The 17,139-nt window shown below is 42.2% G+C and carries 15 protein-coding genes; 9 read left to right on the forward strand and 6 right to left on the reverse strand.

The features are described 5' to 3' along the window. The first annotated feature begins 21 nt into the window (after positions 1-21). The 4 genes from GVN16_RS01820 to GVN16_RS01835 all read left to right on the forward strand — a co-directional run bounded on the left by GVN16_RS01820 (position 22) and on the right by GVN16_RS01835 (position 4,412). Positions 22-1,050, forward strand: a complete 1,029-nt coding sequence (locus GVN16_RS01820; RefSeq protein ID WP_166562123.1) for an aminopeptidase — start codon at positions 22-24, stop codon at positions 1,048-1,050. Beyond that, complete coding sequence (locus GVN16_RS01825; RefSeq protein WP_166562124.1) at positions 1,047-1,820, forward strand: DUF3108 domain-containing protein; 774 nt, start codon at positions 1,047-1,049, stop codon at positions 1,818-1,820. Before GVN16_RS01820 ends, GVN16_RS01825 begins: the two co-directional genes overlap by 4 nt. A 287-nt stretch (positions 1,821-2,107) precedes the next feature. Continuing rightward, positions 2,108-3,421 (forward strand): UDP-glucose/GDP-mannose dehydrogenase family protein, encoded by a 1,314-nt coding sequence (locus GVN16_RS01830; RefSeq protein ID WP_166562125.1) that lies wholly within the window; start codon positions 2,108-2,110, stop codon positions 3,419-3,421. Between the two features lie 19 nt (positions 3,422-3,440). Continuing rightward, complete coding sequence (locus GVN16_RS01835) at positions 3,441-4,412, forward strand: UDP-glucuronic acid decarboxylase family protein (RefSeq protein WP_166562126.1); 972 nt, start codon at positions 3,441-3,443, stop codon at positions 4,410-4,412. 52 nt (positions 4,413-4,464) lie between these two features. Here the strand turns inward: GVN16_RS01835 and GVN16_RS01840 are convergent, their stop codons facing one another. Next, positions 4,465-5,373 (reverse strand): sugar phosphate isomerase/epimerase, encoded by a 909-nt coding sequence (locus GVN16_RS01840; protein ID WP_166562127.1) that lies wholly within the window; start codon positions 5,371-5,373, stop codon positions 4,465-4,467. A 97-nt stretch (positions 5,374-5,470) separates the two neighbouring features. Next, complete coding sequence (gene uvrC, locus GVN16_RS01845; RefSeq protein ID WP_166562128.1) at positions 5,471-7,285, reverse strand: excinuclease ABC subunit UvrC; 1,815 nt, start codon at positions 7,283-7,285, stop codon at positions 5,471-5,473. 416 nt (positions 7,286-7,701) lie between these two features. On the opposite strand from uvrC, the gene GVN16_RS01850 reads away from it, so the two are divergent. Together GVN16_RS01850 and GVN16_RS01855 are read left to right on the forward strand one after the other, a co-directional pair. Next, positions 7,702-8,520, forward strand: coding sequence for a hypothetical protein (locus tag GVN16_RS01850; RefSeq protein ID WP_166562129.1), 819 nt, complete (start codon positions 7,702-7,704; stop codon positions 8,518-8,520). Between the two features lie 190 nt (positions 8,521-8,710). After that, positions 8,711-9,448 carry a hypothetical protein gene (locus GVN16_RS01855; protein WP_166562130.1) on the forward strand — a complete coding sequence of 246 codons (738 nt, stop codon included), beginning with the start codon at positions 8,711-8,713 and terminating at the stop codon, positions 9,446-9,448. Positions 9,449-9,658: 210 nt separating this feature from the next. On the opposite strand, the gene GVN16_RS01860 is transcribed toward GVN16_RS01855, so the two are convergent. The 4 genes from GVN16_RS01860 to mdh all read right to left on the reverse strand — a co-directional run bounded on the left by GVN16_RS01860 (position 9,659) and on the right by mdh (position 14,621). After that, complete coding sequence (locus tag GVN16_RS01860; protein WP_166562131.1) at positions 9,659-11,857, reverse strand: S9 family peptidase; 2,199 nt, start codon at positions 11,855-11,857, stop codon at positions 9,659-9,661. Positions 11,858-11,951: 94 nt separating this feature from the next. Next, on the reverse strand, positions 11,952-12,611 hold the full coding sequence (locus tag GVN16_RS01865) for a phosphatase PAP2 family protein (protein WP_205748762.1): 660 nt from the start codon (positions 12,609-12,611) through the stop codon (positions 11,952-11,954). A 5-nt stretch (positions 12,612-12,616) separates the two neighbouring features. After that, the gene (gene dapA, locus GVN16_RS01870; protein ID WP_166562132.1) at positions 12,617-13,504 is read right to left on the reverse strand and encodes a 4-hydroxy-tetrahydrodipicolinate synthase; all 888 of its coding nucleotides are present in this window, start codon (positions 13,502-13,504) and stop codon (positions 12,617-12,619) included. Between the two features lie 184 nt (positions 13,505-13,688). Further along, the gene (mdh, locus tag GVN16_RS01875; RefSeq protein ID WP_166562133.1) at positions 13,689-14,621 is read right to left on the reverse strand and encodes a malate dehydrogenase; all 933 of its coding nucleotides are present in this window, start codon (positions 14,619-14,621) and stop codon (positions 13,689-13,691) included. A gap of 252 nt (positions 14,622-14,873) precedes the next feature. Here mdh and GVN16_RS01880 point away from each other — a divergent pair, with 252 nt between their 5' ends. From GVN16_RS01880 to gatA, 3 genes are all read left to right on the forward strand, one after another. Next, complete coding sequence (locus GVN16_RS01880) at positions 14,874-15,242, forward strand: YkvA family protein (protein ID WP_166562134.1); 369 nt, start codon at positions 14,874-14,876, stop codon at positions 15,240-15,242. A 156-nt stretch (positions 15,243-15,398) separates the two neighbouring features. Beyond that, positions 15,399-15,599, forward strand: coding sequence for a twin-arginine translocase TatA/TatE family subunit (locus GVN16_RS01885; protein WP_166562135.1), 201 nt, complete (start codon positions 15,399-15,401; stop codon positions 15,597-15,599). A gap of 85 nt (positions 15,600-15,684) precedes the next feature. Then, complete coding sequence (gatA, locus tag GVN16_RS01890) at positions 15,685-17,106, forward strand: Asp-tRNA(Asn)/Glu-tRNA(Gln) amidotransferase subunit GatA (protein WP_166562136.1); 1,422 nt, start codon at positions 15,685-15,687, stop codon at positions 17,104-17,106. Positions 17,107-17,139 lie beyond the last annotated feature (33 nt).

Consider the following 17,139-nt stretch of genomic DNA (forward strand, 5'->3'; position numbering starts at 1 on the left):
GTATCCTTTTTTATTATCAGCATGAAAAAGATCTTAAAATATACAGGGCTGGCGATTCTGCTTTTTATCCTGATCTACGGAGCCGTGAATTTTTCCGTATTAAGGTATGGATTCCGGCAATTGAAGGGCCAGCTCAGCATCATATTTGACACCGAAGACCTTGAAACCATCAGAACGTTGCCCAACACCCCCGATTCTGTAAAAGTCAAACTGGAACTGATCGGAGAAATCAAGAAATTTGCGATTGATTCGCTTGGGATCAATCCCTCAAAAAACTACACCACTTATTACGAACAACATGGAAAACCCATCCTTTGGGTAATCACCGCCTCTGAACCATACAGGCTTGAGGCCCGGAAATGGAAATTCCCCATTGTCGGAGAATTCAGCTACAAGGGCCACTTTGAAAAAAAGTATGCTGACGAAGACATCACCGCTTTAAAAAAAGAGGGCTGGGACACACGGCTGGGAGAAGTATCTGCCTGGAGCACCCTGGGATACCTCAAAGACCCCGTATTGAGCTCAATGCTGAACAAAGATCCGGGAGAACTCGCATCGCTGATTATTCATGAACTGACACACGGAACACTATTTGTAAAGAATAACCTGGAGTTCAATGAGAACCTCGCAGATTTTGTGGGAGATTACGGAGCCCTGAAGTTTCTTGAGTTTAAATACGGTAAAAATTCAAAAGAGTATATACAATACAATGCCGATAAAAATTATTATCAGAAATTCAGCAACCATATCATGCACGGTACACGTAAGTTAGACAGTTTGTATGCAACCTTTGATGGTAAAATGCAGTCTAAGTTAAAAGATTCACTAAAATTTCATTTGATTAATGAAATTATTACAAGCTCTGATACGTTGGGAAGAAAAAGATGGAGTAAGAAAATCCCCAAGTTGAACAACGCTTATTTTGTGGCATTTAAGACTTACCAGGCAAAGCAAAATCTTTTTGAAGAGGAGTTCAGAACAAAATTTAACAGTGACTTTAAGTCATACATGCGTTATTTAAAACAAAAATATCCTTCGATCGGGTTATGAAAATTAAGACGATTATAACAGCTTTTATTTTTTTTGCTTTTGTTCAGGACGATTACCGTGAAATCAAACATGATAGTTTCCAGGCCGGCGAAAGTTTTGATTATAAAGTTAAGTTCGGCATTCTGACCATCGGTGCAGCTAACATTGATGTAGACGACAAAATTTACATGGTCAACAGCCGTCCGTGTTATAAAGTAAATGTTTTAGGAAAAACTGCAGGGATTACCGACATTTTCAGGGTTAAAAACACCTACCGGTCTTATATCGATACTTCCGCCATTGTTCCCCAGAAATTTCTCTACAGTGCCAGGGAAAGGGATTATAAACGTGATCAGACTTTCAGTTTTGACCATCAGAGCAATCGCGTAACCAAAGTAGAAAAAGACGAAGCCACCAACTATAAGGTGCCTAATAATATCCAGGATGTTATATCGGGCTATTATTTCTTAAGGACTATTGATTTTTCCAAACTTAAAATCGGGCAGACAGTCTCCGCTCCTTTGTTTTTTGATGATGAACTCTACAATATGGCCGTCAAATACAATGGCAAAGGCAGAATCAATACCAAATTCGGTAAGATCGAAGTACTGAAACTCAATCCGATCCTTCCCAAAAACAACCTCTTCAAAGGCGAAGACGCTATCAGAATATGGGTTTCGAACGACAAAAACCGTGTTCCTATTAAACTTGAGGTTGACTTTTCCGTCGGCACTGCCGTCATGGAGCTTCGTTCCTACAAAGGCGAGAAGCACCCCTTCAACTGGAACTAAAAAATAATTTTACCTTATGCAGTCATTCTGGCTTGATATTCGCATGTAATATCTCAGGCCGAAATTTCACCATGCCAGAGCAAAAAAGTGGACTTGGTAAAGGTTTTATGTTATTAAGTGGGTACATTTCACAAGTCAGTGTTATTTTTCAGACCATTTGCATTTTAATTAATCAATATTAATATACCTTTGATTCCGAAATTCACTCTGTTGTTAAAGTTTATCCTTTAATGAACAAAAAATCTAATTTAAACGAACTGCCTCTGATGGCTTAAAATTTAAATCGTATGAAAATAGCAGTTGTAGGAACCGGATACGTAGGTCTGGTGACGGGTACTTGTTTTGCAGAAACCGGGAATTATGTAACCTGCGTTGATGTCGATGTTAAAAAAGTTGAAAAACTCCGTAAAGGTAAAATGACCATTTACGAACCCGGCCTTGATGTTTTGTTCGACAGGAACACCAAAGAAGGCCGTTTGAAATTTACAACAGAATTGGCTGAAGGTATTGAAGGGGCTGAAGTGATCTTCCTAGCTCTGCCTACCCCTCCGGGCGAAGATGGCTCAGCTGATTTAAAATATATACTTGGCGTGGCAGACGCATTGGGCCACACCATGAAAGAATACGCTGTTATTATTGATAAAAGTACTGTACCGGTAGGAACAGCCGAAAGAGTAAGAGCAGCTGTGGCAAAGAATGCTACGGTAGAATTCGACGTCATCTCAAACCCTGAATTCTTAAGGGAAGGTGTGGCTGTGGATGATTTTATGAAACCTGACCGCGTGGTGATCGGGACCAATTCAAACCGTGCCAAAGCGGTGATGGAAAAACTTTATGCTCCTTTGGTCCGCCAGGGTAACCCGATCATTTTTATGGATGAGCGTTCGGCTGAAATGACCAAATATGCTGCGAATGCATTCCTGGCCATGAAAATCACTTTTATGAACGAAATTGCCAACCTGTGTGAAAAAACAGGGGCTGACGTAGACAGCGTGCGTAAAGGTATCGGTACAGACAGCAGGATCGGTAAAAGATTCCTTTTTGCAGGTATCGGTTACGGTGGCAGCTGCTTCCCGAAAGACGTGCAGGCCCTGGCTAAAACAGCCGCCGAATATGATTATGATTTCAAAATTCTGAAATCAGTGATGGGTGTTAATGAAAAACAGAAAACCAAACTTCTGCCACGCCTTAAAGCCTATTTCAACGGGGATCTTAAAGGCAAAACCATCGCACTCTGGGGACTGGCATTCAAGCCTCATACAGACGATATCCGTGAGGCCCCGGCCTTATACAATATTAAGGCTTTGAGAAGAGCTGGTGCCAAGGTGGTGGTATTTGACCCGGAAGCCATGGACAATGTAAAAGGAGAAGTCGGCAAAAAAGTTAAATATGCCAAAAACCCGTACGACGCCGTAGAAGGTGCTGATGCTCTGATGATTATGACGGAATGGCCTGAATTCAGGACACCGGATTTCGAAAAACTGAATGCCAGTTTAAAAAATAAAGTTATATTTGACGGACGTAACCTTTACGAACTTGAGGACATGGCTAAAATGGGGTATGAATACCATTCTATCGGCCGTAAAACTGTAAAACAATAATCATACGATTCTCAAAACTATGAAACGAATACTTATTACGGGCGGTGCAGGATTCCTTGGATCACACCTATGCGACAGATTTATCAAAGAAGGCTTTCATGTGATTGCCATGGATAATCTGATCACCGGAGATCTCAGAAATATTGAGCACCTTTTCAAATTGCCCAATTTTGAATTTTATCACCACGATGTGAGTAAATTCATCCATGTGCCGGGAGATTTACATTATATCCTTCATTTTGCTTCTCCGGCCAGTCCGATTGATTACTTAAAAATTCCGATACAAACCCTGAAAGTAGGCTCGTTGGGTATCCACAATTGCCTTGGATTAGCCAGGGTTAAAAATGCCAGGGTACTGATTGCCTCTACTTCTGAAGTCTACGGTGATCCGCTGGTACACCCTCAGACAGAAGACTACTGGGGACATGTAAACCCTGTTGGCCCGCGTGGTGTATATGACGAAGCCAAGCGTTTCCAGGAAGCCATGACCATGGCATACCATACTTTCCATGGCCTTGAAACCAGGATCGTCAGAATTTTCAACACATATGGTCCGCGTATGCGTCTGAATGACGGCCGTGTTTTACCTGCGTTTATCGGGCAGGCTTTAAGAGGAGAAGACCTTACTATCTTCGGAGACGGAAGCCAGACCAGGTCTTTCTGTTTTGTAGACGACCTTGTGGAAGGTATTTACCGCCTGTTGCTTTCTGATCATGCACAACCGGTAAACATCGGTAATCCTTCAGAAATAACCATCAAGGAATTTGCTGAAGAAATCATTAAACTGACAGGAACGGACCAGAAAGTGGTGTATAAAGACCTGCCTAAAGATGACCCTAAACAAAGACAGCCGGACATTACCAAAGCCAGGCAAATATTGAACTGGGAACCTAAGTTCAGCCGTGAAGAGGGACTTAAAATAACATATAAATATTTCAAAAACCTTCCGAAGGAACGACTTTTCGACGAAGTGAACCACAGGGAGTTCTGATAAATAAAAAAACCTCACTTAAAGTGAGGTTTTTTTATGTCTTATGCTGAAATCAGGCATAACCCCATTTCTTCATTACATCATAATTCTCTTTCATACAAGCCACAGGATCTTTGCCCTGGTATGACTCCTGCTCAATGATCAGGTAGAAAGTCGGTCCGGCGTTAACACTCGTTTTAAGGATTTCCTGAACACCGATAATGCCTGTGCCCAGAATACCGCTTTCGTGACCACCTTTACCATTATCCACTTCATCCTTAACATGAAGCAATTCAAATCTTCCCGGATATTGCTTAAGCAGCTCCATCGCTCTGCCGCCGCCACCATACATATTACCGATGTCCAGTTGCTGGGCCACCAGCTTAGGGTCTGTGTTTTCAAGAATAATATCATATACCCTCTTGCTGGTCAGCTTAAGACTGAATTCAAAATCATGGTTATGATATCCGTATCTGATGCCTTGTTTCTTGCAGTATTCCCCGCAAACATTGAAGGCGTCCATAAATTGCTTTAAATCGTCGAAGTTCTTCCGCAGTGACACATCCAGCCATGGGCTGATGATGTATTTCTGACCGGCCTTTACAGAGTCCTCAACCGTTGTTTTCCAAACGTCTGCGAGCTCTTTTTTATCAAAATTCCAATGTTGTTTTCCAAAAACAGAGTGGCCGCTTTGCATGGTCATGCCATTATCAGCCAGTATTTTCTTCCATTCTTCAGGAGAATGGCCGTAGAACTGTCTTTTCTGATCGTTGTAACCTGCGTGCTCGCAGTCCTTATAGCCAATTTTACTTAAAGCTTTGATGGTTCCGACCGGGTCGGTCTTCATATGGTCTCTGATGGAGTACAGCTGAAGACTCAGAAGGGTTTTCTTCTTAGCCAGTTCAGCTACTGCCTCGGAGGTTAAAAATGATGCACTTAACAGGCCCAGGCCCGTATTTCTAACAAAATCTCGTCTTTTCATCTGGTAAAATATTAAGGTTGATTCGGAAAAATAAAAATATGCAATATTTTATAATTTTTAGTACACAAATCAGATTAATATTTTGCTTACGGAAAGCTCAGGATTCATTCTCCAGGAACTCCCTGATTCTCCTGGCTTTGTCTTTTCCGAGCAAAGTATTCAGCTCTTCCTCCGATGCACTTTTGATGTTGCTGATGGTCTTAAAATGTTTAAGCACTTTGGTAGCAGTGGTTTTACCAATGCCCGGAGCGGATTCGAGCGAACTGATCAGGAAGTTATTGCTTCTGCGGTTGCGGTGATGTGTAATCCCGAACCGGTGGGCTTCATCCCTGCATCGCTGTATAAGTTTGAGGGATTCCGATTTTTTATCGATGTAAATCGGCAGGTTATCTTCCGGAAAATAGATTTCTTCCAGGCGTTTGGCAATGCCGATGATAGGGATTTTGCCATAAAGTCCCACTTGTTTCAGGGCGTCGCATGCAGCCGAAAGCTGCCCTTTTCCCCCGTCAATGATGATCAGGTTTGGCAACTCGGCTTTTTCTTCCACCAACCTGCTGTATCGTCTGAACACCACTTCCCGCATGGTGGCAAAATCATCAGGCCCTACCACTGTTTTAGGAATATAATGGCGGTAGTCACGGGTAGATGGCTGCCCGTTGATAAAACAAACCATGGCCGACACCGGATTAGTACCCTGGATATTGGAGTTATCAAAACACTCAATATGCCTCGGCAGGTCTACCAGACGCAGGTCCTGTTTCAGTTTGATCAGGACCCGGTCTTTTTTATTGGTGGCCCCGCTGGCCGCGATGGCGTCTCTTTCAGCCTTTTCATGTCTGTAAAACATGACATTCCGCAGCGACATCTCCAGCAGTTTCTTTTTATCACCTATCTGAGGGATGGTAATCTGGGCTTTAAAATCAATGTCCGGGTTGATATTGGAAATGATTTCTTTGGCCTCACTTTCATATTTGACACGGAGATCAAAAATAACAATGCTTAAAATCTCCTCGTCCGTTTCTTCCAGCTTCTTCTTCACTTCCAGCGTCTGGGTCCTGATGATGGTTCCGTTGACCACCTTCAGATAATTGACATAGGCTGCCGTATCATCCGACTGTATGCTGAACACATCAGCGTCATTGATAGAGGGATTGACAACAGTAGCCTTGCTCTGGTAGTTTTCAAGGAAGTCAAGCTTCAGTTTGAACTGATGGGCATCTTCAAAAGCCATTTTAGCAGCAGACTCCTGCATCCTGGCCTTAAAATACACTTTCGCCGGACTGATGTTCCCTTTCAAAATATGATGTACCTGGTCTATCTCCTTCTGATATTCAGCTTCTGCCTGCAGCCCTTCACATGGCCCTTTACAGTTACCGATGTGGTACTCAAGACACACCTTGAATTTCCCGGCTTCCACATTTTCTTCGGACAAGTTATACTTGCAGGTCCTGATGGTATAAAGCTGGGTAAACATATCCAGCAAAGCATGCATCGCCTTGGCATTCACGTACGGACCGTACATTTTCCCTTTCTCCTTGTCTTCTATCCGCCTGGTGGTAATTACCCGTGGAAATCTTTCATGGGTTACACATACATACGGGTAAGTCTTATCATCCCTTAAAAGAATGTTGTACTTCGGCTGAAGTTCCTTTATCAAAGTGTTTTCAAGCAGCAGGGCATCCCATTCTGAATGAACGACGGTATACTCCAGCTTCCTGATCATCTGCACCAGCCGCCTGGTCTTCCGGTCGTTCCGGTCATAGTTATAGAAATAACTGCTGATCCTGTTTTTAAGGCTTTTGGCTTTACCTACATAGATGATCTCATCCGACTCATCGAAATATTTATATATTCCGGGTTCAGTGGGAAGCAAAGGCAAAACAGATTTATAATCGAACTTTATTTCAGACATACATTATTTCAGAATCCGGAAGATCAATAAAACAGACACTAAATTAACATGTTTTTCTTTTGCCTGCTCAAAACTTTCAGCAAAGATGTCAAATGAAATTTATTTGAAAAAAAATCTGCAAAAACATGGGTTAACAATTAATTCATATTGCATTACTTATCAGCACTTTATCATAAAACAACACCACATCTCCCATCTTTATTTTAAAAATGAACTTCAAAAGGCCGTTACTTTTTAAAGCTTCGGACGTCTTAATTTAAACCATCCGGCATACAGTTTTCCTGGAAACCACCCTGATGTCAAAAGAACCTGAAGCTGCAGCTCCGGTTTTTTTACACCTGTTTCCGGGGATGCCATTTTACCGGATGGCCGGACGAAATCAACCTTTCCTCCAGTGACTAAATTTCACCTGTGCTATGACTTTTAAACTTTATTTTGGCTTTGGCCTGAACATTTATACCAACTATAAATGGCCCACCCTTTTTCCCATAGAAAAAGAGATTTCAAATAAAGAATCGGTTACTATAAAGGTGAATACCGCAGAAATGCACCATAAAAAGTCAGTGCAACCCGAACCGGGATCCGTTCCGGAAAAAGGAAAACAAACCATCTTTTTTCATCACAAAAACCTGGGGAGTTTGAATGCATACTATGGTCAGAAGGTTGAGATCACTCCACTGAAAAGATTAAGAGAAAAATCAAAAAACTTACTCTTTAACTGTGGAATTGCGACATTATTACATCAAAAAGGCCACCTGGTGCTCCATGGAACCCATCTGGTTTTCAACGGCAAAAGCATCTTATTCATGGGACGGGAGGAGCATCAGAACGGAATGATTAAAAACTGTATAAAATCGGGGGGACAGGTTATCTCAGAAAAAATATCTGTGGTTTCATTTCTGAATGATGAGCCGTTTATGATACCGTCATGTTCAGTGAATACTGACACCCTGATAGAAGATCAGCTCCTTCTGAAAGATATAAAACTGGATTACATATGCTTTTTATGTCCTGACGCCTCATTCAGTCCGTATCATATGCCAAAGTTTGAAGCTTTTAAAAAGGTATTTTATGAATTCTATCTTAAGCTGGAAAGTAAACATGAGAATGTAATGGTGGTGCATTTCAGAAATGTCGAAAAACTGCTTAACATGATCAATGTTTATCAGTTAAAACCGCCTGAAAGGGAAGCTGACCTGCACCTCACAGCAGAAAGCCTGTCCCGGATCAAATAATACAACCATAAAATGAAAATACACCATCAGACAAGGCTGAATATTGCCCCTTTTTGTCTCCCTGAAACCGGATAAGAAACCGAAACACAAAGGAAACTACTGCTTGCCAGTAACATCAAAATCTAACGGTCACAATATTTCACTTGAACTATTTCTGACGATCAACAACGACTGTAAAATTTACATAACCATGCCAAGTATATGTGGAATTATCTATTTTGAAAACGGACATCTTATCACCAATGAACTTGATCTGATGGCTGATGTGCTTCAGAAAAATCCTTCTGACACAATGGTCTCACACAAGGAACCTTCAGCTGCGTTATTGAAAATAAACACGGAGAAACAAGATTCGGGAAGTGATTTTTTCAGACTTCCCTCGGGTGAAATCGCGTTTTCAAACGCCAGACTCGACAACAGCCAGGAACTCGCCAGGCTCCTGCATATCAAACCGGACAAAGCAAACAGGATCAACGACACGGAAATCATTGCGAAAGCTTACCGCAAATACGGAAACAATTGTATTGATATGCTGAAAGGCAGCTATGCTTTTGCCATATATGACCCTGCAAGTCAACGATTTACCCTCGGACGAGATCAGGAAGGCAAAAACCAGTTATTCTATGCTTACAAAAGACAAAAATACCTGGCTTTTTCCACCGACATCCAGGCTCTTTTGTGTTTGCCGGCTGTAGAAGAAAAACTCGACGGGCATCAAATGGTCAAATTTGTACTTTCGCTTGAAAAACATACTTTCCCTGAAGACCAGAATACATTATACAGGAACATTTACAGTATCCAGCAGGGGAACTGCCTGGAAATAAACAGGAACAGTGTCTGGACGAAGATATGCACCAACCCTAAAGATATAAGCGGCACGGATAAGTGTTTGAATGCAGATTTTGGTTTCTGGCCAAAAAACGCCTGAGATCATTCACAGTTAATAAGTCCTTTTGTCACCAGGTAAGGCAAGACAATATAAAGGGTTACTCCTTTGATCAAGAAGAAAAAGAAGCCAGCCCAGCCCATCTTTTTGAGCCACATTAATATTTTTTCCTTTCTGTTCATCTTCACACGAAATCTTAAAAAACCGGTTCAGATTATATTAACCAATTGAACCGGCTTTTAGTTTGATCCTTTATTTTTTTCCTTTCAGATGTCTTTCAAGATAATTAAAATAGGTCTGCTGAAGCAATACATAGCTTTCAAAATTATAAGCCACAGAGTGGTTGCCCGGAGGGTAAATCCTGAGGTCAATGTCAATCCCCTTATCTGTAAAAGCCTTAACGATCTGGAAGGTATTCAGAATATGAACGTTATCATCCATCGTGGCATGTACGAGCAATACTTTCCCTTTCAGATTACCGGCGTAGTCTGACAAAACAGATTTCTGATAAACTGCTTCATTCTGTGGCATTACGCCCATGTATCTTTCTGTATAAACATTATCATAAAGCCTCCAGTCTGTAACCGGGGCACCAATCAGAGCCACTTTAAAAACGTCCGGGTGTTTCAACATCGTGTAAGTACTCATAAAACCACCATAGCTATGACCCTGAATGGCCGCATTTTGTGTATCTACCCATGGATAAGTTTTCCCCAGAAAACCTGCTGTTTCTACAAAATCCCTGGCTTCGTTCTCGCCCAGTTTTTCATAAACCGCCTGCATGAATTTCTGTCCGTAACCGCTGCTGCCCCTGTTGTTTACACTGGCTATTACGTAATCATTCTGTGCAAGCCACTGCTCCCAGGCACCGCTGCTCCACTGATTATAAACTGATTGCGAACCCGGCCCTCCATAAATGGTCAACACCAGCGGGTATTTTTTTGAAGGGTCAAAATTAGCCGGTTTGGTCAGATAGATATCAATTTTCTGTCCGTCAGAAGCAGTAAAACTCAGCAGTTCTCTTTTGGCATAAAAATGTGCTTCGGCATACTCCTTCACCGCCTTATTTTCTTCATAAACTTTGACCAGATCACCATTTACAGAACGGAGATTGACCTGGGTCGGAGTGTCCAGGTTGGAATAGGTATCTATAAAATACTGACCGTTGTCAGAGACGTTCACCATATGCCTTCCGGCAGCTTCTGTCAGTTTCTTCTTGCCTTTTCCATCTGTGCCGATGCTGTAAAGATGCCTTTCAAGGGGCGACTGCTCTGTAGAAACATAAAGAATAGTGTTCTGCTTTTCATTTACTCCTGCAATATTGTTCACATCCCAGGCTCCTGAAGTGACCTGGTTCAGCAGTTTTCCTGAATAATCATATCTGTATAAGTGCTGATAACCATCTCTTCCCGATATCCAATAAAATTCCTCTTTGGAAGATGGAAAGCTCATAAAATGGTTTGAAAAAGCAAAAAAATCATAAACATCCACCCAGCCTTTCTCTTCTTTTTCTTCAAATATCTTTTGGGACTGACCCGTTAAGGCATTCGAAAAATACAAGGTAAGATGGTTTTGTGCCCTGTTAAGATGCTGTACAGCCAAAACACCAGGCTTTGAAGTCCAGTAAATCCTTGGTATATAGCCGTCGTTCAGTTCAATATTGGTCCATTTGACAGGAGCTTGTTTTGCTACTTCAATAAAACCGATTTTCACTTCGACATTGGGGTCGCCTACTCTTGGATAAGGGATTTTCTCAAAATCGGAATGAAGACCCTGAAAATCAGACAACTGATAGACCGGAACTTTGCTCTCATCCGACTTCCAGAAAGCGATGTATTTGCTGTCGGGCGACCAGGCCCAGGCTTGCACCAGGCCGAATTCTTCCTCGTAAACCCATCCGAAACGTCCGTTGTAAACTGAAGCAGTAGCGTCATTGGTCAGTTGTTTTTCTGTTTTTGTGCTCAGTTCGTAGGTAAAAAGATTACCCCCCCTTTCATAAGCCACTTTTTTATCATCCGGCGAAAGTTCAGCTGTACGGGCATCTTTGGCTACCAGCTGAAGGGATTTGGAATCCAGGGCATATAAATAATAGTCCGCATCTCCCGAATTTCTCCAGACTGGTCTGAAGTTGGATTGAAACAACAAATATTTAAAATCAGCAGACCACTGAAAGCTTTCATATTCAAACGGCTCAGAGCTTCCGGGAAACTTCAATCCGCTCGCATCAAACACCTTGGATTCCAGTTTGGTCTGGGGATTAAAAGTACTGATGGTCGACGGCCTGTCAATATAGGAAAAAGCATTGCCGTTGTTGATCCAGTTGACGCTTTGCGGCCCCCTTTTGCCTGAAAGGTTTCCGGCCGACGTCAGGGCTTCCCGAAGATTTTCATAGGTTTTCTTCTGGGCAAAAGCAGTTGATATGCTGAGCAGAATGATAAAGACAAATCTCATCAGTAGTTTTTTTGTTAATTGATGAAGTAAAAATAAGAAAGTATTAAACGAATACTAAATTCTGAAGTCTGATATTTAATAAAATTCATGCATCTCAGAGGCCTTTACCGGAGGGCACCTTCTTTTTTCTGTCCGGGCGGTTGATCCAGTTATTTAGCTTCCTGGTCACAAAAACAGAACCGGTACCTAAAACAGCACCTGCCAGCACATCGGTAGGATAATGTGCCCCCAGGTGCATCCTGGAATACCCCACTCCTGCCGCCCAGGCATAGGCCGGAGCGATCACGTACCACTTTTTAAAGGTCATTGCAAGTGAGGTGGCGGCTGAAAAAGCCACAGCCGTACTTCCTGAAGGAAATGAAGCATCATTTTCTATCCTGTAATGCTGTATAAAAGGATATCTCTCATAAGGTCTTGGTCTGTTGACCGCCTTTTTAAGGATGTATCCGACGGAATAGGTACCGAAAACAGAAACCGCAGAAATAAAACCATTCTTTTTCAATTCAGGGTCTTTTGTCAGAAACCCGGCACCGATCAGAACTATGGGCGTGGCAATAGCGACAGGATCTGCCGTTTGCGTCAGGAAATACATGCCCCGGTCGTTGGCAGGGTTACGGTTTTCATTGATATTTCTCAGTAAATCAATGTCGGCATTCTGTGCCGGTGCCTGAAAAGTCATGAATACTGACCATAACAAAAAGAAACCTCTTTGCAGAGGTTTCCAATTATACATATCTGTTATTTTAAATTTCATCAGGCTTAGTTTAAAAACCCTTCTGTTTTCATGGCATCCACCAATTTCACTCCCAGTTCATCTGTAGCTTTCACCAATGGCAGTCTGACGCGTGAGTCACACAATCCACGGATCTCACACACTTTTTTGATACCGACAGGGTTAGATTCTACATAAAGCAAAGTATCAAAATCAAGGAATCTGAACTGAAGCTCAGCAGCTTTCTTAAAGTCACCGTTCAGAGCCGCCCAGGTCATTTCACCGAACTCTTTCGGAAAACCATTGGCAATCACAGAAATAACGCCTTCGTATCCGATACTTACCTGCGGAGTAACCAGGTTGTCGTCACCCGAAAGCAGTAAAAAACCTGCAGGTACTTTTTTCGCCAGTTCCATCGCTTGTTCCAGGCTGCTGGAAGCGTCTTTCAAACCGATAATGTTCGGATGAGCCGCTAATTCCAGAACGGTAGGGATTTGTATCGACGTAACCGTTCTTCCCGGAACATTATAAATGATCACCGGCACCGGTGAAGCGTCAGCTATGGCTTTAAAATGGGCAATGATGCCATTCTGAGAAGGCTTATTATAATATGGACAAACGGATAAAATAGCATCCACTTCACTGAAATCAGTTTCCTTGATGCGATTAACTACCTCAAAGGTATTATTTCCGCCTATTCCGTAAACAATCGGGAGTTTCTTAACGTTATTGGCCTTTGTAAAAGCCAGAAGTTCAGTCTTTTCTGCAGTAGTCGTAGTCGCTGATTCACCTGTGGTACCGTTGACAACCAGGTAATCAGTTCCGTTTTCCGACACATAATTGATCAGTTTTTTTAAACCGTCAAAATCAATACTCAAATCTTCGTTAAAAGGAGTAATTAATGCTACTCCGACGCCTCTCAGCTGCTGTCCCATGTTTATATTATTAAATAGAGGCACAAATTAAACTAAAATATTGTACTTAAAGAAGAGTTTAAGCGGATAAATGTCTCAAAAATTGTATTGTTCCAATCTGCAGACCAGGTCTTAATCCGGTAAACAAAAAAGGCCGACCCCGAAATCCGGGACCGGCCTTTTTAAATATCAAAAACAAAGTATCTTACTTAAGAGCTGCATTCATGGCTCTGACAGCCTCAGCAGATTTTTCGAAAGCTTCTTTCTCTTCGTTGCTCAGTCTCAGGTTGATGATTTTCTCCCATCCGTTACGTCCGATAGTCACCGGAACACCGATACAGATGTCTTTCTGACCATACTCACCATTAAGGTAAACAGAAGAAGGAATGATTTTCTTTTCATCACGAAGGATAGATTCAACGATCTGGCTGATGGCTGCTCCCGGAGCATACCATGCAGAAGTACCCAGCAAACCTGTCAGTGTAGCACCGCCTACCATGGTTTTGGCAGCTACGTCTTTCAGAGCGTCAGCGTTAAGGAATCTGCTTACAGGAATACCGTTCCAGGTAGCCAGACGGGTCAATGGGATCATGGTGGTGTCACCGTGTCCGCCTACGACCATACCGCTCAAATCGTTCTGAGAAACATTCATGGCTTCTCCCAGACGGTAACGGAAACGTGCCGAGTCAAGAGCTCCGCCCATACCGATTACTTTCTTTTTAGAAACACCCATTTCCTGTGCAATCTGATAAGTCAGGTAGGTCATGGTATCCATCGGGTTCGAAACAATCAGGATGACAGCTTTCGGAGAAGCGGTCAATGCGTTGGTAACCACAGTGCGGACGATGTCGGCGTTGATTCCGATCAGTTCCTCACGTGTCATACCCGGCTTGCGTGGCAAACCTGAAGTAACTACTATTACGTCCGACTTGGCGGTTTTGCCATAATCGTTGGTTGATCCTGTAATTTTGGTATCAAAACCCTCAAGAGAAGCTGTCTGCATTAAATCCATGGCTTTGCCTTCAGCATAACCTTCTTTGATGTCCAGGATAACTACTTCATCAGCAATCTCTTTTCTTGCGATGTTGTCGGCGGCTGTCGCCCCTACAGCACCTGCACCTATAACAGTTACTTTCATTATATGATTGAATTATATTGTTAAAAACCGGCCCTATCGGGATTCAGTTAAAATAAAATTAATTTTGGGCAAAAATATTGTACATTTCTGATAAAAACCAATCATTTTTACCCTTATTTTTGCATTCTTCGATTAAGGTGTAATTTTTCTGAAATTATACTGTTTTAATGTTTAAAAAAGAACCGTTAAATGTCAGCACAAAATACAAACATACTTAACAAAATCTTTGAGTCAGTCTTTTACAGAAACTCAATGAGCAAAGCTTCGAGAATTTCACGCAATTCACAGAGCCTGCTCCAACTATTAAAAAACGTATTGAACAAAACCCAGAAGATGGGTGTCGGCGGAATATTTGACGAAATCCGGGAACGGCTGGTTGTGCTGGGCAAGCTGATCAAGGCTTATGCCACAGGTGAATACAGGGATATTGAACTAAAGAATGTGGTCATTATCATTGCCTCACTGGTTTATTTTCTTTCCCCTATCGACCTGTTGCCAGACATTATTCCGGTGCTCGGTTTTACAGATGATGTGGCTTTTCTTACCTTCATCTTCAGAAGTCTCGGAGACGAAATTGAAAAGTTCGAAATCTGGGATTTAAATAACAATAAATCTGTTTGATCATTTTAAGCGTATGTTGATTGTCCGTTTCACGGAAGGCCTTTTTCACAAAATAATCTGTAAGTAAATGCAGTTATTTAAATAAAAAAACCAACCTTGATTCTTTTTTATTTAAAACTTTCTTATTTTTGTCATCATTAATAGTTAATAAACATCATGAAAATAGCAACATTATTGTTCTTAGGTAATTTAGGGGGTACAGAAATATTTGTCATTGTTTTTGTCATTTTATTGTTCTTTGGAGCGAAGAAATTACCGGAATTGGCTCGTGGCTTGGGAAAAGGTATCCGCGAATTCAAAGATGCTACCAAAGAGGTAAAAGAAAATATTGAGAAAGCCGCTAAAAGCGAAGATTAATTATTTTTCTTAAAGATTATTAGGGAGACAACAGGTTCAAAATTTTCTTTTGAGGCTGTTGTTTTTTATTTAAAACCAACTCCGTGTGATTTACCAATCGTTCAAAAAATACCAGGAAACCCTCAAAAACGGGGAATACACCTGCACAGAAGCCGTAAACTATTTCCTTTCCGCCATAGAACAACACCAAGACCTCAATGTTTTCCTGGAAGTTTATGCAGAAGATGCTAAACAGAAAGCCATTGAAGTGGATCAGAAAATCAAAAACAATACGGCAGGTAAACTGGCAGGGATGGTCATCGGCATCAAAGATGTGTTAGCCTACCAGGATCATGGCTTGCAGGCCGGCAGTAAGATACTTAACGGATTCAAATCACAGTTTACGGCCACCGCCATTCAAAGGCTGATTGACGAGGACGCCATCATCATCGGCAGACAGAACTGTGACGAATTTGCCATGGGGTCTTCCAACGAAAACTCGGCTTTCGGCCCGGTTAAAAACTTTGCCGACAAAACCAGGGTACCCGGAGGCTCATCCGGGGCGTCAGCTGTCGCTGTTCAGGCCGGCCTTTGTCACGCCTCAATAGGCTCAGATACAGGTGGTTCTGTCAGACAACCTGCGGCTTTTTGCGGGGTGGTCGGATTCAAACCGAGTTACTCCAGGATCTCAAGATGGGGTCTGGCAGCTTATGCTTCTTCATTTGATTGCGTAGGGCCTATTACCGGCAACGTGGAAGACGCCGCCCTCCTGCTCGAAATCATGGCGGGTCCTGATGAATATGACAGCACTGTTTCGAGCCGTCCTGTGTCTGACTACTCTAACCTGTCGGCCGGGGATAAAAAATACAAAATAGGATATTTTAAAGAAGCCCTCGAATCGGAAGGACTAGATCCGGAAGTAAAAGAGCTGACTTTTAAGAAGATAGAAAGCCTGAGAGGTGCGGGTCATGAAATCGTGGAAGTGGATTTCCCGCTGATGAAATACCTGCTCCCTACTTATTACATCCTGACTACTGCAGAAGCCAGTTCCAACCTGTCGAGATACGACGGCATCAGGTATGGCTACAGGACAGGTAATGCTTCTGACCTTGAAAACCTTTACAAAAAAAGCAGGTCGGAAGGCTTTGGCCCGGAAGTTAAAAAGAGAATCATGCTGGGGACTTTTGTACTGAGTGCAGATTACTATGATGCGTATTACACCAAAGCCCAGAGAGTCAGAAAGTTAATTCAACAGGAAACGGAAAGAATCCTGACGGAAGTGGATTTCCTGATCTCCCCTACCACACCATCACCAGCTTTCAGGATCGGTGAAAAGTCTGACGATCAGTTACAGATGTTTTTAGCGGATATATTTACCGTGCATGCCAATGTGGTCGGATTCCCGGCGATGTCGCTTCCGAACGGCAAAAACAAGGAAGGATTACCGGTTGGTTTTCAGGTACTTGGAGGGAATTTTAAAGAGCAGGATTTATTAAATTTCGCATTTTATTTAGAAAATAACAAATAAAAACAATCAATTATCGTTCTTTTTGAGGCAAAG

The organism is Emticicia sp. CRIBPO, from assembly GCF_009905725.1.
GTDB lineage: Bacteria > Bacteroidota > Bacteroidia > Cytophagales > Spirosomataceae > Leadbetterella.